The sequence below is a fragment of the Streptomyces sp. STR69 genome (assembly GCF_024519455.1).
GTDB lineage: Bacteria > Actinomycetota > Actinomycetes > Streptomycetales > Streptomycetaceae > Streptomyces.
Map to the genome: position 1 here is coordinate 17533 of NZ_JALJRY010000026.1, position 20660 is coordinate 38192.

At 71.3% G+C, this 20660-nt stretch carries 18 protein-coding genes; 13 read left to right on the forward strand and 5 right to left on the reverse strand.

Going from position 1 to position 20660, the window contains the following annotated elements:
- Positions 1-77 precede the first annotated feature (77 nt).
- Positions 78-452 (forward strand): helix-turn-helix domain-containing protein, encoded by a 375-nt coding sequence (locus OC490_RS36865; RefSeq protein ID WP_019060943.1) that lies wholly within the window; start codon positions 78-80, stop codon positions 450-452.
- A gap of 265 nt (positions 453-717) precedes the next feature.
- Positions 718-1011: a hypothetical protein gene (locus tag OC490_RS36870; protein WP_262062402.1), complete on the forward strand. Its 294-nt coding sequence runs from the start codon at positions 718-720 to the stop codon at positions 1009-1011.
- On the opposite strand, the gene OC490_RS36875 is transcribed toward OC490_RS36870, so the two are convergent.
- From OC490_RS36875 to OC490_RS36885, 3 genes are read right to left on the reverse strand one after another with little or no spacing between them, the layout of a single operon-like run.
- Complete coding sequence (locus OC490_RS36875) at positions 959-1723, reverse strand: SDR family NAD(P)-dependent oxidoreductase (RefSeq protein ID WP_262062403.1); 765 nt, start codon at positions 1721-1723, stop codon at positions 959-961. The two genes, OC490_RS36870 and OC490_RS36875, sit on opposite strands and share 53 nt — an antisense overlap.
- A gap of 32 nt (positions 1724-1755) precedes the next feature.
- Entirely contained in the window at positions 1756-2634 is an 879-nt protein-coding gene (locus OC490_RS36880; RefSeq protein ID WP_262062404.1) for an Fpg/Nei family DNA glycosylase, read from the reverse strand.
- A 39-nt stretch (positions 2635-2673) separates the two neighbouring features.
- Positions 2674-7722, reverse strand: a complete 5049-nt coding sequence (locus tag OC490_RS36885) for an ATP-dependent helicase (protein WP_262062405.1) — start codon at positions 7720-7722, stop codon at positions 2674-2676.
- Between the two features lie 112 nt (positions 7723-7834).
- Here OC490_RS36885 and OC490_RS36890 point away from each other — a divergent pair, with 112 nt between their 5' ends.
- Genes OC490_RS36890 through OC490_RS36900 form a run of 3 tightly spaced genes read left to right on the forward strand, consistent with a single transcriptional unit; the run spans position 7835 to position 9773 of the window.
- A complete protein-coding gene (locus OC490_RS36890) occupies positions 7835-8821 on the forward strand; it encodes an AraC family transcriptional regulator (RefSeq protein ID WP_262062406.1) in 987 nt (328 codons plus the stop codon).
- A complete protein-coding gene (locus OC490_RS36895; RefSeq protein ID WP_262062489.1) occupies positions 8725-9468 on the forward strand; it encodes an AzlC family ABC transporter permease in 744 nt (247 codons plus the stop codon). Before OC490_RS36890 ends, OC490_RS36895 begins: the two co-directional genes overlap by 97 nt.
- On the forward strand, positions 9465-9773 hold the full coding sequence (locus tag OC490_RS36900) for an AzlD domain-containing protein (RefSeq protein WP_262062407.1): 309 nt from the start codon (positions 9465-9467) through the stop codon (positions 9771-9773). The genes OC490_RS36895 and OC490_RS36900 overlap by 4 nt, the downstream gene beginning before the upstream one ends.
- Before the next feature lie 10 nt (positions 9774-9783).
- On the opposite strand, the gene OC490_RS36905 is transcribed toward OC490_RS36900, so the two are convergent.
- A complete protein-coding gene (locus tag OC490_RS36905; protein ID WP_262062408.1) occupies positions 9784-10728 on the reverse strand; it encodes a hypothetical protein in 945 nt (314 codons plus the stop codon).
- 80 nt (positions 10729-10808) lie between these two features.
- Here OC490_RS36905 and OC490_RS36910 point away from each other — a divergent pair, with 80 nt between their 5' ends.
- Positions 10809-11003 carry a DUF3046 domain-containing protein gene (locus OC490_RS36910; protein WP_262062409.1) on the forward strand — a complete coding sequence of 65 codons (195 nt, stop codon included), beginning with the start codon at positions 10809-10811 and terminating at the stop codon, positions 11001-11003.
- A gap of 59 nt (positions 11004-11062) precedes the next feature.
- Positions 11063-12469 carry an AI-2E family transporter gene (locus OC490_RS36915; RefSeq protein ID WP_262062410.1) on the forward strand — a complete coding sequence of 469 codons (1407 nt, stop codon included), beginning with the start codon at positions 11063-11065 and terminating at the stop codon, positions 12467-12469.
- Between the two features lie 34 nt (positions 12470-12503).
- On the opposite strand, the gene OC490_RS36920 is transcribed toward OC490_RS36915, so the two are convergent.
- Positions 12504-13262, reverse strand: a complete 759-nt coding sequence (locus tag OC490_RS36920; RefSeq protein ID WP_410099217.1) for a hypothetical protein — start codon at positions 13260-13262, stop codon at positions 12504-12506.
- A 128-nt stretch (positions 13263-13390) separates the two neighbouring features.
- Here OC490_RS36920 and OC490_RS36925 point away from each other — a divergent pair, with 128 nt between their 5' ends.
- The 6 genes from OC490_RS36925 (at position 13391) to OC490_RS36950 (ending at position 20653) form a co-directional block, all read left to right on the forward strand.
- Positions 13391-13519: a hypothetical protein gene (locus OC490_RS36925; RefSeq protein ID WP_262062412.1), complete on the forward strand. Its 129-nt coding sequence runs from the start codon at positions 13391-13393 to the stop codon at positions 13517-13519.
- Positions 13520-13746: 227 nt separating this feature from the next.
- Positions 13747-14880 carry a recombinase RecA gene (gene recA, locus OC490_RS36930; RefSeq protein ID WP_262062413.1) on the forward strand — a complete coding sequence of 378 codons (1134 nt, stop codon included), beginning with the start codon at positions 13747-13749 and terminating at the stop codon, positions 14878-14880.
- Positions 14881-14883: 3 nt separating this feature from the next.
- Complete coding sequence (gene recX / locus OC490_RS36935) at positions 14884-15903, forward strand: recombination regulator RecX (RefSeq protein WP_262062414.1); 1020 nt, start codon at positions 14884-14886, stop codon at positions 15901-15903.
- Between the two features lie 206 nt (positions 15904-16109).
- Positions 16110-16850: a winged helix-turn-helix domain-containing protein gene (locus OC490_RS36940; RefSeq protein WP_262062415.1), complete on the forward strand. Its 741-nt coding sequence runs from the start codon at positions 16110-16112 to the stop codon at positions 16848-16850.
- Positions 16847-19474, forward strand: coding sequence for an ABC transporter permease (locus OC490_RS36945; protein WP_262062416.1), 2628 nt, complete (start codon positions 16847-16849; stop codon positions 19472-19474). Before OC490_RS36940 ends, OC490_RS36945 begins: the two co-directional genes overlap by 4 nt.
- Before the next feature lie 249 nt (positions 19475-19723).
- Positions 19724-20653, forward strand: coding sequence for a sugar ABC transporter substrate-binding protein (locus OC490_RS36950; RefSeq protein WP_262062417.1), 930 nt, complete (start codon positions 19724-19726; stop codon positions 20651-20653).
- Positions 20654-20660: the final 7 nt, after the last annotated feature.

Here is a 20660-nt window from a genome sequence, read left to right on the forward strand (position 1 = left end):
CCCCGCACGGCCGCGGCGCAAGGCGGTACGGTGGGGCGAGAAGGATGCGGCTACGCGGTCCGAGGAGGGAGCCACCGATGATTCTGCTCCGTCGCCTGCTGGGTGACGTGCTGCGTCGGCAGCGCCAGCGCCAGGGCCGTACTCTGCGCGAAGTCTCCTCGTCCGCCCGAGTCTCACTCGGCTATCTCTCCGAGGTGGAGCGGGGGCAGAAGGAGGCTTCCTCTGAACTGCTCTCCGCCATCTGCGACGCGTTGGACGTACGGATGTCCGAGCTCATGCGGGAAGTGAGCGACGAGCTCGCTCTCGCCGAGCTGGCCCAGTCTGCTGCGGCCACCGGTTCTGTGCCCACGTCGGTACGTCCGATGCTGGGTTCCGTGTCGGTGACCGGTGTGCCACCGGAACGGGTGACCATCAAGGCCCCCGCCGAGGCGGTGGACGTGGTCGCCGCGTGAGGCTCACGCTGGTGTAGTCCGATGGGACGCCGACCGGCGTCGAGAATGTGTGCGAGCCCCGACCGGGGCCTTTCCGGGAAGACCTGGAGAGGTGCGGTCGGGGTTTTTCGCGTCTCGGGCGCCTGGTGAGTGGGGGAGCGGTCCGTTTGCCGGTGTGGTCCGGTGCGGTCATGGTTGAGGCGGGTGGTGCGTCCGTGTGCCGTCGATGCGCCCTCCTCGCGGGTGACCGCGGTGGCTTAGCGTCCGGCTGGAGGTGGTGGCGGCCATGGCGGGGCGGATAGCGCGCTGGGGGGCTGCGCTGGGACTCGGGGCGCTGTGGTGGTGGGCCGTGCTGCGGCTCGCCCTGGCGCCGCACGCGGGCGCTCTGGAGGGGGCGGTCGCGGCCGGGGGATGGGGGCTGAGTCTGCTCCCGGTGCACTGCATGCCCAAGGCGCGGGCGGCGGGAGCCGTGGCCGCGGGGCGGTGGAGGGAAGCCTGGCGGACGTCGGCCGCTGGGGAGGTGTCCGTCACCAGGGCATCGCCACGCCCCCGTTCGGACGGAGGATCTGACCCGTCGTGAACGACGACGCGTCGGACGCCAGATACAGCACGGCGTGCGCGATGTCCTCCGGCTCACCTACCCGGCCCAGCGGCGACAGCCGGGCCATCATCGCCTCGGTACGGGCCTGCGCCTCGCCCTCGTGGTGATCGGTCATGGGTGTACGTATCCAGCCCGGCGCTACGGCGTTGACGCGGATGCCGTGCCGGCCGACCTCCGTCGCCAGCGTCTTCGTCAACTGCACGACGGCCGCCTTCGCGGCGCTGTAGCACAGCAGCCCGGACCCGCCGGTGTCGATCGCGCCCGAGGCCATGGTGACGATGCTGCCGCTGGTGCCGCGGTCGAGCATCAGCCGGGCCGCCTCCTGGCAGGCGTACAGCACTCCCTTGAAGTTGACGTTCAGCACCCGGTCGAGATCCTCCTCGCGAGTCTCCAGCACTGTGCTGCTGTGCATGATCCCGGCGACCGCGGCCATCACATGCAGCTCCTCGCAGGACTCGACGGCCTGCCGGAGCTGCGCGCGATCGGTGACGTCGAGGTGGTGGGTGCGGGCGGTGCCGCCCTTGTCCTTGATCAGGGTCGCCGTCTCGTGCAGGCCCTGCGGGTCACGGTCGGCGCAGTGCACGGTGGCACCCGCCTCGGCGAGCAGCACGGCGGACGCGCGGCCGATGCCGCTGGCGGCGCCGGTGACGAAAGCGGTGCGTCCGGTGAGGTCGTACGCCTTGACGGGCATGAAGCGACGGTACGAGGGTTTCTGACGGGTCGTCAATTAGTCGTACGGTGCTGACTTCCGCGAGGTGGGGAGGCGCCCGGCGCCGGTCCCACCTGGCAGGTCGGGCACCAGTAGGTGGGGCGCTCGCGGGAGCCGTCGCCCTGGTCCGCCGTGCGGATCGGGGTGCCGCAGCGCAGGCAGGGGCGGGGTGCGCGGCCGTAGACGAACAGGTCGGGGGTGTGGGGGCCGCCTGTGGGGCGGTTCGTGGAACCGTTCGCGATGTTGCTTGTGGTGTTGCGGACGGGGCGGTCGCGGTTGGCTTCCAGGAGTCGCTTGGCGATGGCGGGGAGCTTCGTGGCGCGGTCGGCGGGGAGGGCGCCGATGGGGAGCCAGGGGGTGGCGCCGAGGAGGAAGCAGAGTTCGCTTTTGTAGATGTTGCCGATACCGGCCAGGTTGCGCTGGTCGAGCAGGGCCTCGCCGAGGGGGCGGGAAGGATCGGCGAGGAGGTTTGCCAACGCCTGCTCGGGGTTCCAGTCGGGGCCCAGGAGGTCGGGGCCTAGGTGACCCACGGCGCGGTGTTCGTCGGAGGTGCGGAGGAGTTCCAGGACGGGGAGGCGGTAGCCGACGGCCGTGCGGTCGGCGGTGCCGAGGATCGCGCGGATCTGGTGGGCCGGGCCGCCACCGCTCCAGCGTCGGCCGTTGGCGTACACCCGCCAAGTGCCGTCCATGCGCAGGTGGGAGTGGAGGGTGAGGCCGCCCTCGATACGGGTCAGCAGGTGCTTGCCCCGAGCTGTCACGTCCAGGACAGTGCGGCCGGTGAGGTCGGCCGTGGCGTACTTGGGGACCCTGAGGTCGCTACGGGTCAGCACCTTGCCCGCGAGGGCCGTGTGGAGGCGTTTCGCGGTCTGCCAGACGGTGTCGCCTTCAGGCATGGGGCAAGGGTGGCATGGGGTGGTGGGGGTCGGTTCGGTTCATGCGCGCAGGCGCAGGCCGCGCGGTGTCGCGATGAAGCCCGCTCCTTCCAGCAGGGTGCCGATGGGGGAGGTCAGGGCCGAGGCGCCGTTGACGCGTTCCACCGTGACAGTGCCGAGCGAACCGGCTCGGGCCGCTGCCGCGAGGGCTTCGGCGGCCCCTTGTAGGCGTGGGTCCTCGGTGGCCGTGGTGTCCGGCGCGGAGGGCCAGGCGAGCAGGGTCTTGCCGCCGCGCTCCATGTACAGGGTCAGTTCACCGTCGACGAGTACGACGAGCGACCCGGCCTTCCGCCCCGGTTTGTGCCCGGCGTCGGTCGGCGGCTCGGGCCAGGGGAGGGCGGCGCCGTACGCGTTCGCCGGGTCGGCGGCGGCCAGGACCACGGCCCGGGTGGAGAGGGACGGGCGGCGGGGGTGGTGGCTGGCGTAGGGGGAAGTGGTGTTGCTGCGCGGGGCCGGGGTGGGGAAGTCGCGGGGTGAGATGTAGTCGCCCGGAGACGGGGGGTGGGAGGAGGGGGAGCCCTGGAGGCGTGAGGTGGGCCCGGCCGGTGTGCCTGTGTCGTCGAGGTCGTCGAGGTCGTCGAAGTCGGTGAACGGGCCGAAGGCGTCGGCGAAGTCGTGGACTCCGGAGGGGGTGGGTGCGTGCGCGTCGGATGCGGTGTGCCGACCGCGGTTGTTGGGGGAGTCGTAGGTGGTCGGGGTTGATGTGAAGCGGTCGGTGGAAGCGGAGGGCGGCGTGGGTGAGCGGTCGAGGGCCCCGAAACCGTAGGGGTCGTTGTCCATGGCATCCGGTGTGGGCAGGTCGTCGCCCCGGTCGCGGGCGTTGGCGACCGCGCGGAGGCGGTCCACCGCGCCGTCCATCGCGAACTGGGCGGCGCCGAGCCCCTCCACGACATAGCCGCGCCGCGCCTGACCGCTCTCCTCGAAGACTGACAGGACGCGGTACGTCGCCGAGAAGCCGCCCTCCACGCCCTCCGCGGCGACCGCGCCCCGGGTCACCACTCCGTGTCGGTCGAGCAGGGTGCGGGCCAGTGCGTGGGCGCGCACGGTCGGGTCCGGTTCATGGGCGGGGAGCAGGGACCAGCGGCCCGCCACGGTCGGTGGGCCGGTGCGGGAGGCGGGGCGGGCGGCGGCGGTGAGGGAGCCGTAGCGCCCGCGCGGGACCGTGCGTTTCGCGCGGTGGGCCGTGGAGCCTGCCGTACGGCCGGAGCCCAGCAGGGAGCGCATGGGGGCGAGCGTGTCGTTCGTGAGCCGACCGGACCAGGCCAGGTCCCAGATGGCGTCGGCCAGTTGGGGGTCGGTGGCGTCGGGGTGGGTGGTCGCGCGGACCTGGTCGGCGATCTGGCGGAAGAAGAGGCCGTAGCCGCCGGAGAGGGTGTCCAGGACAGACTGGTGCAGTGCCGTGAGTTCGAGCGGGTGCGGGGGCGGGAGGAGCAGGGGTGCCGCGTCCGCCAAGTAGAGGGAGATCCAGCCGTCCTTGCCGGGGAGGGAGCCCGCGCCAGCCCACACCAGCTCGCCGGCGGAGGTGAGTTCGTCGAGCATGGCGGGAGCGTAGTTCGCCACGCGGGACGGCAGGACGAGCTTCTCCAGGGCGGACGCGGGCACGGAGGCACCCTGCAACTGCTCGACGGCGCGCACCAGTCCGTCGATGCCGCGCAGTCCGTGGCCCTTGCCGATGTGCTGCCACTGGGGGAGGAACTGTGCGAGTGCCGTCGGCGGCACCGGCTCCAGCTCGTGCCGCAGCGCGGCCAGGGAGCGGCGGCGCAGGCGCCGCAGCACCGTCGCGTCGCACCACTCCTGACCGATGCCGGCCGGGTGGAACTCCCCTTGTACGACACGGCCGTTGGCCGCGAGCCGCTGCAACGCGCCGTCGGTGACCGCCACGCCCAGTCCGAAGCGGGCTGCTGCCGTGGCCGACGTGAACGGGCCGTGGGTGCGGGCGTGACGTGCGAGGAGATCGCCGAGCGGGTCCTTGACCGGTTCGGTGAACGCCTCGGGGACACCGACCGGCAACGCCGTGCCGAGCGCGTCGCGCAGTCGGCCCGCGTCCTCGATCGCCGCCCAGTGGTCGGCACCGGCGATACGGACCCGGATCGCGCGGCGGGCGGAGGCCAGGTCGTGGGCCCACTCCGGTGCGGCGCCCCGCTCGGCCAACTCGGCGTCGGTGAGCGGGCCGAGCATCCGCAGCAGGTCGGCGACGCCTTCGACGTCCTTGATGCGGCGGTCCTCGGTGAGCCACTGGAGCTCCCGCTCCAGCTCGGTGAGTACTTCGGCGTCGAGGAGTTCGCGCAGCTCCGCCTGGCCGAGCAGCTCGGCCAGCAGCCGGGAGTCCAGGGACAGGGCGGCGGCGCGGCGCTCGGCGAGCGGTGAGTCTCCCTCGTAGAGGAACTGGGCGACGTACCCGAAGAGGAGGGAGCGGGCGAAGGGGGACGGCTCGGGAGTGGTGACCTCGACGAGGCGGACCTTGCGGGACTCCAGGTCGCCCATCAGCTCGGTGAGGCCCGGGACGTCGAAGACGTCCTGGAGGCATTCGCGGACCGCCTCCAGGACGATCGGGAACGAGCCGAACTCGCTTGCCACCTGGAGCAGTTGGGCCGCCCGCTGGCGCTGCTGCCACAGCGGCGTGCGCTTGCCGGGGTTGCGGCGCGGCAGCAGCAGCGCGCGGGCGGCGCACTCGCGGAAGCGGGCCGCGAACAGGGCCGAGCCGCCGACCTGGTCGGTGACGATCTGATTGACCTCGCCCTTGTCGAAGGCGACGTCCGCCGCGCCCACGGGGGCCTGGTCGGCGTCGTACTCCGTGCCGGCCTTCATCGGCTCCTGGTCGAGCAGGTCCAGGCCCATCAGGTCGGCGTCGGGCAGCCTCAGGACGATGCCGTCGTCGGCGTGCATCACCTGGGCGTCCATGCCGTAGCGCTCGGAGAGGCGGGCGCCGAGGGCGAGCGCCCAGGGCGCGTGGACCTGGGCGCCGAAGGGGGAGTGGATGACCACGCGCCAGTCGCCGAGTTCGTCGCGGAAGCGCTCCACGACGATCGTGCGGTCGTCCGGGATGTGGCCGCAGGCCTCGCGCTGTTCGGCCAGGTACGACAGCACGTTCTCCGCGGCCCAGGTGTCGAGGCCCGCGGCAAGGAGGCGCAGCCGCGCGTCCTCCTTGGGCTGGGAGCCGACCTCGCGCAGGAACGCGCCCACCGCGCGGCCCAGTTCGAGCGGGCGGCCCAGCTGGTCGCCCTTCCAGAAGGGGAGCCGGCCCGGGACACCCGGCGCGGGGGAGACCAGGACGCGGTCGCGGGTGATGTCCTCGATCCGCCAGGAACTGGTGCCGAGCGTGAAGACGTCGCCCACCCGGGACTCGTAGACCATCTCCTCGTCCAGCTCGCCGACCCGGCCGCCGCCCTTCTTGGGGTCGGCGCCCGCCAGGAAGACACCGAAGAGACCGCGGTCGGGGATCGTGCCCCCGGAGGTGACCGCGAGACGCTGCGCGCCGGGGCGGCCGGCGATCGTGCCCGCGATGCGGTCCCACACCACGCGCGGACGCAACTCGGCGAACGCGTCGGACGGATAGCGGCCCGCGAGCATGTCCAGCACCGCCGTGAACGCCGACTCCGGGAGCGAGGCGAAGGGCGCGGCGCGGCGGACCGTGGCGAGCAGGTCGTCGACCTGCCAGGTGTCCAGCGCCGTCATCGCGACGAGCTGCTGGGCCAGCACGTCCAGGGGGTTGGCGGGGACCCTCAGGGACTCGATGGAGCCCGTGCGCATCCGCTCGGTGACCACGGCCGCCTGGACGAGGTCGCCCCGGTACTTCGGGAAGACCACGCCCGTGGAGACCGCGCCGACCTGGTGTCCCGCGCGGCCCACGCGCTGGAGGCCGGAGGCCACGGAGGGCGGGGACTCCACCTGGATGACGAGATCGACGGCTCCCATGTCGATGCCCAGCTCCAGGCTGGACGTGGCCACCACGGCGGGCAGTCGGCCCGCCTTGAGATCCTCCTCGACCTGGGCGCGCTGCTCCTTGGAGACCGAGCCGTGGTGGGCGCGGGCGATGACCGGGGGCGCGCCCTGGGCCGCGCCGGAACCGCCCATCAGCTCGGCCGGTGCGTGGTGCTCGTCCAGGGGCTCGCCGGTCGCGCGCTCGTAGGCGATCTCGTTGAGCCGGTTGCACAGACGCTCGGCCAGGCGGCGGGAGTTGGCGAACACGATTGTTGAACGATGGGACTGGACGAGGTCGGTGATGCGCTCCTCGACATGCGGCCAGATCGACGGTTTCTCCGCGCCCTCGCTGCCGTCGGCCACCGGGGAGCCGCCCAACTCGCCCAGGTCCTCGACCGGGACGACCACGGAGAGGTCGAACTCCTTGCCCGACTTGGGCTGGACGATCTCCACCTTGCCGCGCGGGGAGAGATAACGGGCGACCTCGTCGACCGGACGCACCGTCGCCGACAGGCCGATACGGCGGGCCGGCCTCGGCAGCAGCTCGTCCAGCCGCTCCAGGGACAGCGCGAGATGCGCACCCCGCTTGGTCCCCGCGACCGCGTGCACCTCGTCCAGGATCACCGTCTCGATGCCGGTCAGCGCGTCACGCGTGGCCGACGTCAGCATGAGGAACAGGGACTCCGGGGTGGTGATCAGGATGTCCGGCGGGCGCGTGGACAGCGCTCGGCGCTCGGCGGGCGGTGTGTCGCCGGAGCGGATGCCGACCTTCACCTCGGGCTCGGGCAGGCCCAGGCGGACGGATTCCTGACGGATGCCCGTGAGCGGGGAGCGGAGGTTACGCTCCACGTCGACCGCGAGGGCCTTCAGCGGAGACACGTACAGGACGCGGCAGCGCTTCTTCGGGTCGGCGGGCGGGGGAGCCGCGGCGAGCTGGTCCAACGCGGCGAGGAACGCGGCCAGGGTCTTGCCGGAGCCGGTCGGGGCGACCACCAGCACGTCCGAGCCCTCGCCGATGGCCCGCCACGCGCCCGCCTGGGCCGCGGTGGGCGCGGAGAAGGCCCCCGTGAACCAGCCGCGGGTCGCGGGGGAGAAGCCGTCGAGGGCTCGATGCGCGGAGCTGACCATGCGTCCATCCTGCACCCGACCACTGACAATGCGTCTGACCTGCGGGAATTCTCCGGCGACGGTTTGCAGGACGGTTTCTGTGCCTGCTGCCCGCGTGGCGGAGAATGGTCGTATGGCAGGCACGGGCGAGCTGGCGAGGCACTGGCAGTACACGGAGCTGCCGGGGGTCGACCTGCTCCGCGCCCGGTACATCCGCAAGACGTTCGTACGGCACACGCACGAGAATTTCGTCATCGCCGCCATCGCGGACGGCGTCGAGGTGTTCCACCACGGTGGGGGCGACGTCTCCGCCGGGGCGGGGGCCCTGGCACTGGTCAATCCGGACACTCCGCACACCGGACGGGCGGGCGTGCCCGAGGGCTGGCGGTACGGCGCTGTCTATCCGTCGCCCGAGGTGGTGGCCGCGATAGCCGCCGAGACGACCTCCATCCGCGGTACTCCCGGCTTCGCCAGACCCGTGCTCGACGACCCCTACACAGTCGGGCTCATCCACCAGATCCTGCGTGCGGCCGAGGAGGGCAACGCACTCGCCGCCGACACCCTGCTGCGGGTCGCCGTCACCAGACTGCTCCGGCTGAACGGTGGATCGCTGCCGCAACGCGCCGTGCCCACGGCGGGCGGCCGGGTCGCCGCACGCGCGCGTGCCGTGCTGGAGGACCGGATGGTGGATCCGCCCACCCTGGAGCAGCTCGCCGGGGATCTGGGAACCAGCCCGTTCGCGCTGCTGCGCGCGTTCCGGGGCGCTTACGGGATGCCGCCCCACACCTGGCTGACCGACGCCCGGGTGCGCCGGGCACGCCGGCTCCTGGACGCGGGTACGGCTCCCGCTGATGCCGCCGTAGCCGTCGGGTTCACGGATCAGCCGCACCTCAACCGGCACTTCGCCCGGATCGTGGGCGTGCCCCCGGGCGCGTACCAGCGGGAGCGCAAGAACGTACAAGACGCGGGACGGCGACTCCTCCTACCGTCCGACGTGTGCCAGAACAGATCGCTTCAGACGACATACGCACCCGAGCGGGAAGAGAACCGGACACCGAGGCCGGGAGCAAGCCGGACTCCGCCGTCGTACGGGACGCCCTCGGGGTCGGGATCGCCGTAGGGCTGTCGGGGTTCGCCTTCGGGGTGACCTCGGCCGGTGGCGGGCTCACCCTGCTCCAGACCTGCGCTCTCAGCCTCCTGGTGTTCACCGGCGCCTCCCAGTTCGCGCTCGTGGGAGCGCTCGCGGCCGGCGGCAATCCACTCACCGCGGCGGCGGGAGCCTTCTTCCTCGGAGTGCGCAACACCTTCTACGGGTTGCGTCTCTCGCAGTTGCTGGCCCTCCCGCGCGCGGTGCGGCCGTTCGCCGCCCAGTGGGTCATCGACGAGACGACTGCCGTCACCCTCGCCCAGCCCACGCGGCGTGCCGCACGGATCGGGTTCACCGTCACCGGGCTCACCCTGTACGTGCTGTGGAACCTCACCACGCTGCTCGGCGCGCTGGGTGCCAAGGCCATCGGGGACACGGAGGCCTGGGGTCTCGACGCGGCAGGGCCCGCGGTCTTCCTGGCACTGCTCGCGCCCATGCTCACGACCACCACGGAGCGCGCCGTCGCCGCGCTGGCGGTCCTGCTGGGGCTGGGACTGCTGCCCGTGCTGCCGGCCGGAGTGCCGGTCCTGGCGGCGGCTCTCGCGGCGCCGATCGTCCTCTACGTAGAAGGCCGTCGGCAGGGCGGAACACGTAATGACGCACAGGAGGAAGACCGTTGACCGTCTGGATCGCGATCGCAGCGACCGCCCTCGGCTGCTACGTCGTCAAGCTCGCCGGACTCCTGGTACCCGCCGGTGCTCTGGAGCGTCCGCTCGTGAAGCGGCTGGCCGCCCTGCTGCCCGTCGCCCTCCTCGCCGCGCTCACGGCCCAGCAGACGTTCGCCGACGGGCACGCGCTCGTGCTCGACGCCCGGGCCGCGGGGCTCGCGGCGGCCGCCGTGGCGCTGGTGCTGCGGGCACCCTTCCTGCTCGTCGTCGCGGCGGCCGTGCTGGTGACGGCGGGTGTGCGGGCCATGGGCGGCTGAGGCCCCGGAGTCAGCCGACAGAGCGGCCGTACGCCTTCAGGGTGCGCAGTGCCTGGATCGTCACCATGGGGCGTGCCTCCAGGGCGATGCCCGGCGCCCACTGGCGCCAGCGGATCGGCCAGCCGCCGTCCTCCCGCTGGCCGGCCGACAGATGGTCCAGGGAGCGGGCCATCTCGTCGTCCGTGAACCACGCGCGCGCGAGGGAACTCGGCGTCTTCGCGTAGTCGTACGGGAAGTGGTGCTCGCCCGGCGCGTATCCGGGGGCGACCGGGTAGGCCTCCAGGTGGTCCGGGTCCAGGGCGGCGAGGCGATGCTCGCGCACCAGGCGGCCGAGCCGGTCGGCGGCGGCCTCCGCGCGCGGGCGGTCGGGCGCCGAGTCCAGGAAGGCGACGGCGGCCTCGATCTCGTAGGGGTGCGACTTCTCCAGGGAGTCGACGGCCTGCCAGCAGAAGTCGGTGGCCCGGAACAGCCAGGCGTGCCACACCTCGTTGCGGTGCAGGAGGCCCACCACCGGCCCGGTGGCGAGGAGTTCACTGGGCGGGTCGTCCACGATCGGCACGAACGGCGCCGTCGGATAGCCGCGCTGGCCGGGAAGGATCGCCGGCAGGGCGCCGTCGGTGGTGGAGACCGAGGTCAGATAGCGGCACACGCGCTCCACCCGCTGCCCGCCGCAGCGCCCGATGGAGTCCAGGACGCGCAGTGCGTGCCCGGTGTGCAGCGGCTGGCTCACCGGGCCGCGCAGATCGGGTTCCAGCGCGTGCCCGTAACCGCCGTCCTCGTTGCGGTAGGCATCCAGCGCGATCTCCACAGGATCGGGCTCGCCGTTGAGGAAGTGGTACGCGAAGAGGCGCTGCTCCAGCACACGCGCGGTGAGCCAGACGAAGTGCTCGCCGCGGAAGAGCGGGGAGTGCGCCGGGGGCGTCGGGGGGAGTGGGGAAGCTCCTGTTTCGGCCATGCGTCAGACCGTAGGACGGAAAGCGGTCTCGGCAGGCGGTCCCGGCCCGGGCCCACTCTCAGGGGCGGGATACTGGTGTCATGCGGTTGACGGTCTTCTGGCAGCGGATGACGGAGCACTTCGGCGCGGGGTCCGCCGAGAGCTTCGCGCGCGATCACGTGATGACGGAACTCGGCGGGCGGACGGTGCACGAGGCGCTGGACGCGGGCTGGGAGGCCAAGGACGTGTGGCGCGTGGTCTGCGCGGTCATGAACGTTCCGCAGGAAAGTCGCTGATCGGTCACGAAGATCGACGACGGTGACCGGTTGTCAGTGACGTAGGCGAGACTTGCCCCGTGGCATCCACTGACGAGAGCGGGCACGACGCCCCGCAGGCATCCCCGTTCGGTACGACGCCGCCGACCCGGCCCCCGGCCGACGGTGCCCCGTCGGGCACCGGCATGCCGCGCTGGCTGCCGCGCGCCATGGTGCTGGCGCTCGCCCTCGTCGCCGTGTTCCAGCTGGGCAGTTGGGCCTTCCACCAGCTCATCGGGTTCCTGATCAACATCCTCATCGCGTTCTTCCTGGCCCTCGCCATCGAGCCCGCGGTGAGCCGGATGTCCGCCTACGGCATGCGCCGCGGGCTGGCCACCTTCCTGGTCTTCCTCGGTCTGCTGATCGTGAGCGCCGGGTTCGTCACCCTGCTCGGCTCGATGCTCGCCGGCCAGATCATCAAGATGATCGAGGACTTCCCGAACTACCTCGACTCCGTCATCAACTGGGTCAACATGCACTTCCACACCGACCTGAGACGGGTCGACATCCAGGAGGGGCTGCTCCACTCCGACTGGCTGCGCAAGTACGTCCAGAACAGCGCCACCGGCGTGCTGGACGTGTCCACCCAGGTCCTCGGCGGCCTCTTCCAACTGTTGACGATCGGCCTGTTCTCGTTCTACTTCGCCGCCGACGGGCCGCGACTGCGGCGCGCCCTGTGCTCCGTGCTGCCGCCCGCCCGGCAGGCCGAGGTGCTGCGCGCATGGGAGATCGCCGTCGACAAGACCGGCGGCTACATATACTCCCGCGGTCTGATGGCGCTGGTCTCCGGAGTGGCGCACTACATCCTGCTGCAGGCGCTGGGCATCCCGTACGCGCCCGTGCTCGCCGTCTGGGTGGGACTGGTCTCCCAGTTCATCCCGACCATCGGCACGTATCTCGCGGGCGCCCTGCCCATGCTGATCGCCTTCACCGTGGACCCCTGGTACGCCCTGTGGGTACTGATCTTCGTCGTGGTCTACCAGCAGTTCGAGAACTACATGCTGCAGCCCAAGCTGACCGCGAAGACCGTCGACATCCACCCCGCAGTCGCCTTCGGCTCGGTCATCGCGGGCACCGCGCTCCTGGGTGCCGTGGGCGCGCTGATCTCCATTCCGGCCGTAGCCACGCTTCAGGCGTTCCTCGGGGCGTACGTGAAGCGGTACGCCGTCACGGACGACCCCCGGGTGCAGGGGCACCGGACCCGCGACTCCGGCGGACCTGGCCTGCTGGCACGGGTGGGAAGGCTGTGGGAACGGCGGCCGGGGGCGACGGAGCACACGGCGGCCGACTCCACCGGGACAGCCGGTTCCGGGGCGACCGGTTCCGAGTCAGCCGACTCCGGACCGACTGATTCCGGGGCGACCGACTCCGGGGCGACTGGCTCCGGCCCCAAGAACTCCGGGCCGACCGACCCCGACCCGAGGGACTCCGGAGAAGGCTCCTCCTGAGGGATGACCCCGCGCGAGCACCAGGGCGTCGAGATCAGTACGTGAGCGCGGCCCACACTCCGGCTCCGGCCACCGCGACGGCGTAGCAGCCGACCGCCACCGCCACGGTCCGCAGCCGTACCGTCTCGCTCCAGGACGTGCGGGACAGCAGCCAGGCCAGGGTCGGCAGGACCAGGACGGCATGCAGGCTCACCCCGTGCAACGGCTTGAGCGGGGCCGTCGACTGGTAAGCCGCCTCCTGGTGACCTGTCCGGGCGAGGACGACCCCGCGCGCGATCATTGCGGCGCCCGAGGCCAGTGCGACGAGCAGGATCGCGAACCCGGAACGCACCGCGAGCGCCATCCCCGTGGGACCCGTCGGCCGGTGCCGGAAGGACGCCACCGCGAACACGGTGAGCAGTACCACGAGGACACCGCCGCCCACTGCGAGCGTCATGGACACCGCCGTGTCGAAGGGCGTCTCCATGTCGAGGTGCGACGGCACCCGGCGCCACGCCTGAAGGGTGATACCGCCGACCTCGACCACGCAGTCGGCGGCGAACACGACGAGCAGGACGGTGCGCAACCGGGCCCCGACTCGCAGATAGGACGTCACCCAGGTGACCGCGATCAGCGTCGCCCCGAAGGAGAGCCCGAACGTGACGGGCTTGCGCCAGGAGACGGGCCCGTACCAGGCGCCGCCGTCGACCGCGAACACCACCAGGTGCACCAACCCGGAGAGGATCAGCAGGGCACCGGTCGCATGGCAGAGACGCTCGGCAGGGCGTACGTGGCTCTTCATGGCCCGAGTCATGGCCCGAGCCTCGCGGGAACTCGCCGCGCAGTCGTCGTACGACCGAAGGCACCAGCCGTACGCCGACGGAAGTAGGGCTCCCCGGGGCGTGGCTACGAGTTCCCGACGACGCGCCACCCACCGCCGGGGTGACCTTCCTGAACTGCGATGTGGCCGAGGCCGTCCGGATCGGGGTGGAGGCCGTCGGCGACGACCACTTGGCCGCGGTGAACGTGCGCTGTCGTCGGTCGCGACAGCCGGAGTTGGGTTCGGTGTGATCGGACGGCACAGATGGCGTGAGTGCCGCGTGGTGCGCTTGACACGAAAATCGAACATCCATTCTCATGGAAGCTCCGGCGAGGCCATGACGGGCATTTCGACAGGCCTTTGATGGTGAAGTGCCCGAGTTATCCACAGGCTGGACGGGCGTCGGGGCGCATTGTCAGTGGCAGGCGTTAGCGTCTTTGACGTGAAACGATCGACTCAAGCAAACCGGGTGGAACCCATGGCAGGAACCGACCGCGAGAAGGCGTTGGACGCCGCACTCGCACAGATTGAACGGCAATTCGGCAAGGGCGCGGTGATGCGCCTGGGCGAGCGGCCGAACGAGCCCATCGAGGTCATCCCCACCGGGTCGACCGCACTGGACGTCGCCCTCGGTGTCGGCGGCCTGCCGCGCGGCCGAGTGGTGGAGGTCTACGGTCCGGAGTCCTCCGGAAAGACGACCCTGACCCTGCATGCGGTGGCGAACGCCCAGCGGGCCGGCGGCCAGGTCGCGTTCGTGGACGCGGAGCACGCCCTCGACCCCGAGTACGCGAAGAAGCTCGGCGTCGACATCGACAACCTGATCCTGTCCCAGCCGGACAACGGCGAGCAGGCCCTGGAGATCGTGGACATGCTGGTCCGCTCCGGCGCCCTCGACCTCATCGTCATCGACTCCGTCGCGGCACTCGTCCCGCGCGCGGAGATCGAGGGCGAGATGGGCGACAGCCACGTCGGTCTGCAGGCCCGCCTGATGAGCCAGGCGCTCCGCAAGATCACAGGCGCGCTTCACCAGTCCGGGACCACCGCGATCTTCATCAACCAGCTCCGCGAGAAGATCGGCGTGATGTTCGGCTCCCCGGAGACCACGACCGGTGGCCGCGCGCTGAAGTTCTACGCCTCGGTGCGACTCGACATCCGCCGTATCGAGACCCTGAAGGACGGCACGGACGCGGTCGGCAACCGTACCCGCGTCAAGGTCGTCAAGAACAAGGTCGCCCCGCCCTTCAAGCAGGCCGAGTTCGACATCCTCTACGGGCACGGCATCAGCCGCGAGGGCGGCCTGATCGACATGGGCGTGGAGAACGGCTTCGTCCGCAAGGCCGGCGCCTGGTACACGTACGAGGGCGACCAGCTCGGCCAGGGCAAGGAGAACGCGCGCAACTTCCTGAAGGACAACCCCGACCTGGCCAACGAGATCGAGAAGAAGATCCTGGAGAAGCTGGGCGTGGGTGTCCGTCCGGAGAAGGAGAAGTCCACCGCCGAGCCGGTCGCGGACGCGGCGGTCTCCACCGCCACGGACGACGCCGCCAAGACGGTGCCCGCTCCGGCTGCGGCCAAGGCAACCAAGCCCAAGGCCACGGCAGCCAAGAGCTGACCCGTGACACGACGAACGGACTGGGCCGAGTACGCGTATCCCGGCGCCCCGCAGGGGCGCGGGGGAAACGGTGACGGCCCGGCCTACGGTGCGGACGGCGTACCGGAGGAGCCGTACGGCGTGGCCGGGCCGTACGGCGACGAGCCGGGCGGCGACTGGTCGTCCGGCGGCTTCGACGGTGAGACCGGTTCGCCTTTCGGCGGCTCGGAGCCCGGCGACGGTCCGGCGGGCACCGGTCGGCCTTTCAGAAGCTCGCCGCCTGGCGGCACTTTGCCCGGCGGCGAGTCCACTGACGACGACGCACCCGGCCGCGGTTCGCGCCGCAGCCGTGGAGCGCGCGGCGGAGGCGGCGGGGACGGCTCATGGGAAGGCAGCTCACGGGAGGGTGGCTCACGCGGGGGCACGGCGCGTGGTGACGGCGCACGGGGTAGGCGTGGGCGCCGTGGCCGCGACTTCGGAGAGTCGTCCGGAGAGAACGGGGGTGACTTCTCCTCGTCGAGGGCCGAGAAGGAGGAGCCGCCGGCGGACCCGGCTGAGCGGGCGCGGGGCATCTGTCTGCGCCTGCTCACCGGGAACCCGCGCACCCGCAAGCAACTCGCGGACGCCCTGCGCAAGCGGGAGATCCCGGACGAGGTCGCGGACGAGGTGCTGTCGCGGTTCGAGGAGGTCGGACTGATCAACGACGGTGCGTTCGCGGACGCCTGGGTGGAGTCCCGGCACCACGGCCGGGGACTGGCGCGACGCGCGCTCGCCCAGGAACTGCGCACCAAGGGCGTCGACTCCACGCTGATCGACGAGGCCGTCTCCCAGCTCGACTCCGAGCAGGAAGAGGCGACGGCACGCGAACTGGTGGACCGCAAACTGCGGTCCACCCGGGGCCTCGACCGCGACAAGAGGCTACGGCGCCTCGCGGGCATGCTGGCCCGCAAGGGCTACTCCCAGGGCATGGCCCTGAGGGTGGTCCGCCAGGCGCTGGAAGAAGAGGGCGAGGACACGGAGTTCCTCGGGGACGAGGGGTACTGATCCGAGTTCCTGTCCGGGTTTCCATCCGGGTTCCTGCCCGGTTCCGGCTTCTCGGTGGTGCACACGGCCTGAACACGGTGGACGCGCGGGGGCGCCGACCGCGTTCAGGCGGGCACCGGCCGATGCCTCAGGTAGGGCTAACCCCCCGTTGAAGACGCCGGATTGCCGCAGTGCACAGACACCTGTGCACAAACGACTGTGTACGCATGGCACAGGAACCCCGCACACCTGGCGCGGAGACACCCACCGAGCAGACCTCGTCGACACCCGCGCCGGTCGAGCTCTCCGACCTCGCCACGCTGAAGGCGCTCGCACAGCCCCGTCGACAGCGCATGCTCCAGCACCTCACCCTGCACGGCCCCGCGACCTCGGCCACACTCGCCCGCGCACTGGGCCTGAACACCGGCTCCACCAGCTACCACCTGCGTGAACTCGCCCGCTACGGCTTCGTCGAGGAGACGGTGGCGGTGGCTGGGGCTGGGGCAGACGCGGAATTGGCGGCGGGACCGGAAGGGGAGACGGCGCGCGCACCCGGTCACAGTCACGGTCGCGAGCGCTGGTGGCGGGCTGTTCCCGGTGACCGGCGCTTTCCGCCGCGCAGTCGCCAGAGTGCCGAGATGCGGCACGTCATGGACGAGCTCAACCACCATGCGTACGCCGCCGATCTGGAGCTCTTCGAGCAGTTCCAGCGGGACGCCACCGAGACCGGGCCGTGGGCGGACGCCTTCCCTTACTCGCGCGGCACCATCCGGCTGACGCTGCCCGAACTCGGGGCGTTCTTCGAGGAGTACATCGCCCTCCTCAACCGCTACAAGCGGCCCGAAGCCGAGACGCCGGCCGACGCCCGCACCGTACTCACCCGATTCCTCGCCTTCCCGGCACCCCTCGCCGAAGCCGAGCCCGAAGCTGACCCGGCGTGCAACGGAAAAGAGACCGAGCCCTCATGATGCTGCGCTACGCCTTCCGGTCCGTCCGCGCCCGCAAGGCCGGTTTCCTCGGAGCCTTTCTCTCCCTGATGTGCGCGGCTGCCCTCATCACGGCCTGCGGCACTCTCCTCGACACCGGCCTGCGTGGCACCATCCGCACCGAGCGCTACGCGGCGAGCCCCGTCGTGGTCTCCGCCGATCAGAACGTCCACCGGACCACCGTCAAACACAAGAAGGGCAAGACCAAGGTCAAGCACAAGGCGAAACCGATCGCCGAGCGCGCCTGGCTCCCCGAGAACCTGGAAACCACGCTCGCACGCACCCCGGGCGTTGCCCGTGTCATCCCCGAACTGACCTTCCTGGCCCAGCCGTTGACACCCGCCGGCACCGGCGGCCGGACCGCCTACGGACACGCTTGGGACTCCGCCGCGGTGACGCCGTACCGGCTCGTCACCGGCAGCGCCCCGCGAGCCGCCACCGATCTCGTCATCGACCGCGACTTCGCCGGGCGGGCCCGGCTCCGGCCCGGCGACCGGCTCACCGTCCAGTCCACACAGGCCCCGCGCGTCTACCGGATCACCGGAATCGCCGCTCCCGCCACGGCCGTACGCCATCAGACGTCGCTGTTCTTCTCCGCAGAAGAGGCCCGCCGTCTGGCCGCGCACCCCGGGCAGGTCACCGCGTTCGGAGTGCTCCCGGCCAAGGGCACAAGCGTGGATCGGCTGCGGCAGGCCGTCACCACAGCCCTCCGCCGAACCACCACGCCCCCCTCACCCCCGGACACTGCAACCTCGCCCAGCCCCACCGTTCAAGTCACCGCCGGCGACGCCCGCGGCCCCGTCGAGTTCCTGGACGCCGCCACCGCCAGGACCAGGCTGGTCAGTATCGGGGGTGCGATGGGCGGCACCTCGTTGCTCGTGGCGGTTCTCGTGGTTGTCGGCACCTTCGTGCTCTCCGTCCAGCAGCGTCATCGCGAATTCGCCCTGCTCCGCGCCGTGGCCGCCACCTCCGGCCAGATCCGCCGACTCCTCGGCCGCGAGGCCCTGATCGTCGGCACGGTCGCCGGTGTCGCGGGCGCTCTGCTCGGGCTTCCGCTGGGCGCTTGGCTCTACGACAGGTTCGTCGCCCTGGGGGCCGTCCCGGCCACCCTCCAGCACACCACTGGTGTTGTCCCGCCGCTGGCCGCCCTCGTCGCGACCGCTCTCGGTGCCTGGACCGCCGCCCGGGTCGCCTCCCGCCGTATCTCCCGGATCCGCCCGGCCCAGGCACTGGCCGAAGCGGAAACGGGAGCAGGAGCAGGAACCGAAGCCGAGGCCAAGTCCGCGCGCACCCGCCTCACGGCACGCGCCGGACTCACACGCGGTCGTCTCCTCGCCGGGCTCGTCCTTCTCGCGGGCGGTGTCGTGCTGGTCGCCGTGCTCAGCAAGCTGCGTACCGAGCCCGCCTCAACACCCGTGACCTTCCTGGCCGTTGTGGTCCTGTCCACCTCCGTAGCCCTTCTCGGGCCGCTCCTCGTCAAGGCAGCCGTCCTTGTCCTGCGCGGTCCCCTCCGGCGCAGCGGTCCGAGCGGTCGGCTGGCCACCGCCAACCTCCGAGGCAACGCCGCTCGCATGGCCTCCGTTGTCACCCCCCTCACCCTGCTGATCGGCATGACCTGCACCGTCCTGTTCGTCCAACCCACCCTCGGCGACGCCGCCCGCGCCCAGGCCCGTGAAGGTGTCCGTGCCGACTGGGTCGTCGCCTCCCAAGGACCCGGTGTCCCGGCCGAGGCCGCACGCCGACTCCGCGCGCGGCACGACATCGTCACCGAGGTCGTCCGTACGACCGTCCGTGTGGGCCTCGACAAATACGCGGCCCAAGGCGTCACACCCGCCGGGCTCACCCGCACCTGGGACCCCGACGTCACCGCCGGATCGCTCGACGGACTCACCGAGCACACCGCGGCCGTAAGCGAACTGGCCGCGGACCAGCTCCACTTGAAGCCCGGTGGCATCCTGAAGCTCACACTCGGCGACGGCACGCCCGCCGCGCTCACCGTCGTCGCCGTCTACGCCAGGGGTCTCGGCTTCGGCGATCTCACCCTCGCGCACGATCTCGTCGCCCGGCATGTCGACAACCCGCTCGCCTCCTCCGTCCTCGTCAGCACGCCCCGTACACAGACACAACTCGCGACTACCCTCCGTGAGTTCCCGGGCATCCGTGTTCTCGCGCCGGCCGCCGCCGACTCGCTCCAGGCGCAGCGGCAGCAGGCGAACGCCGAGGTCAACTACCTGGCCATGGGCCTCGTCCTGGCCTTCACGGCCATCGCCGTGGTCAACACGCTCGCCATGTCGGTCGCCGAGCGGATCCGGGAGTTCGCGCTGCTGCGTCTCGCGGGCGCCACCCGCCGTCAGGTGCTGCGGATGCTGCGGATCGAGACGCTGTCGGTTGCGCTGCTCGCCACGGCGCTCGGCAGCGGTGTCGCCCTCGCCGTCCTGACCGCGTTCAGCATCGGGATGACCGGCCGGGCCGCGCCGTCGGTCACCCCTCTCGTGTACGTCACGGTGGTGACGGTCGGCGCGGCGCTCGCGCTCGTCGCCACGGCCCTGCCGGGGCGGGCGGCGCTTCGGGTGCGGGCGGTGACGGTGGCGACGGCGAGGGAGTAGCCACTGGGTGCGACTCACTGTTTCCCGGTCGCCGGGGGTACGTGTTGCGCATGCTTAGTGTGCGGTCCGTGAAGGGTTCGCATGTTTGGTGCGGGAGTAGCTTCTGCTGCCGTCACTCCCCGGCCCTCCCGCCTGCTGAGCCGCAATCAGGCCCGCCTGAGCGTCTTCAGGCCGTTCCATCGGCCGATCCTTCGCATGTCATGAAAGGCGGCCCCCTTGTTCCCGCCCGCGCACCACCGAAGATCGCTGGTGGCCTCCCTGGTCGGTGTCGGCCTCTCACTGAGTGGCTGCGGTCTCGAATCGAGTGCCACGCCCGCCGACGACGGGCCGATCACGCTCGGGTTCGTCAACGGCGGCAGTACCGAGTTCCACACCTGTCTGCAGGAGTCGATCGCGAACACGGCCAAGAGCAACTTCGCGAAGCTCGTCACGGCCAACTCACATCAGGACGCCGCGCAGGAACTCTCCAACATCCAGACCATGATCGCGCGCCATGTCGACGCGATCATCGTGCAGACCGTCAACACCGACGCGCTCAAGAGCGACATCGCCAAGGCCAAGAGGGCGCACATTCCGATCTTCCTGACCTCGGTCAGTGCCGATCCGTCCGACATCCTCGGAGCCGTCGTCGTCGACCTGAAGGCGGTGGGCAAGCTCGACGCCGACTGGATCGAGGACGACGCCGCCGGTCGTCAGGTGCAGGTGGCGGTCATCGCGGGTGCGCCGGGCGCCGCCTCCGACCTGCTCGTCGGCGGATTCACCAAGGGGCTGCCGGCGAACGTGAAGGTGGTCGCGAACCAGCCCGCCATGTTCGTCGCCGCGAAGGCGAAGACTGTCGCCGAGAGCATGATCAAGGCGCATCCCGGTCTGGACTACGCCTTCGTCGCCAACGAGGAGATGGCGTTCGCCGCCCGCAAGGCGTTCGACGCGGCCGGCGCCAAGGGCGTGAGGATCGTGACGGTCAACGGCACCGACGAGGCCCTCGCCGCCCTCAAGGACGGCCGCTTCGCCGCCACGGTCTCCAACTCGGCCAAGGACACCGGCGAACTGGCTGTCACCAACGCCATCAGCCTTCTCCGTAAGGAGAAGGTGGAGAAGATCGCCACGACCCCGGCCCGCCTGGTCACGAAGGCCAACGCGGACACCGCCCCGCTCTACTGCCCCTCCGACGGACTGTGAGCCGAGG

Bases quoted from the DNA above. Each gene is read 5' to 3' on its own strand.
- OC490_RS36865 (WP_019060943.1), top strand. From the start codon at position 78: ATGATTCTGCTCCGTCGCCTGCTGGGTGACGTGCTGCGTCGGCAGCGC.
- OC490_RS36870 (WP_262062402.1), top strand. From the start codon at position 718: ATGGCGGGGCGGATAGCGCGCTGGGGGGCTGCGCTGGGACTCGGGGCG.
- OC490_RS36875 (WP_262062403.1), bottom strand. From the start codon at position 1,723: ATGCCCGTCAAGGCGTACGACCTCACCGGACGCACCGCTTTCGTCACC.
- OC490_RS36880 (WP_262062404.1), bottom strand. From the start codon at position 2,634: ATGCCTGAAGGCGACACCGTCTGGCAGACCGCGAAACGCCTCCACACG.
- OC490_RS36885 (WP_262062405.1), bottom strand. From the start codon at position 7,722: ATGGTCAGCTCCGCGCATCGAGCCCTCGACGGCTTCTCCCCCGCGACC.
- OC490_RS36890 (WP_262062406.1), top strand. From the start codon at position 7,835: ATGGCAGGCACGGGCGAGCTGGCGAGGCACTGGCAGTACACGGAGCTG.
- OC490_RS36905 (WP_262062408.1), bottom strand. From the start codon at position 10,728: ATGGCCGAAACAGGAGCTTCCCCACTCCCCCCGACGCCCCCGGCGCAC.
- OC490_RS36910 (WP_262062409.1), top strand. From the start codon at position 10,809: ATGCGGTTGACGGTCTTCTGGCAGCGGATGACGGAGCACTTCGGCGCG.
- OC490_RS36920 (WP_410099217.1), bottom strand. From the start codon at position 13,262: ATGACTCGGGCCATGAAGAGCCACGTACGCCCTGCCGAGCGTCTCTGC.
- recA (WP_262062413.1), top strand. From the start codon at position 13,747: ATGGCAGGAACCGACCGCGAGAAGGCGTTGGACGCCGCACTCGCACAG.
- OC490_RS36940 (WP_262062415.1), top strand. From the start codon at position 16,110: ATGGCACAGGAACCCCGCACACCTGGCGCGGAGACACCCACCGAGCAG.
- OC490_RS36945 (WP_262062416.1), top strand. From the start codon at position 16,847: ATGATGCTGCGCTACGCCTTCCGGTCCGTCCGCGCCCGCAAGGCCGGT.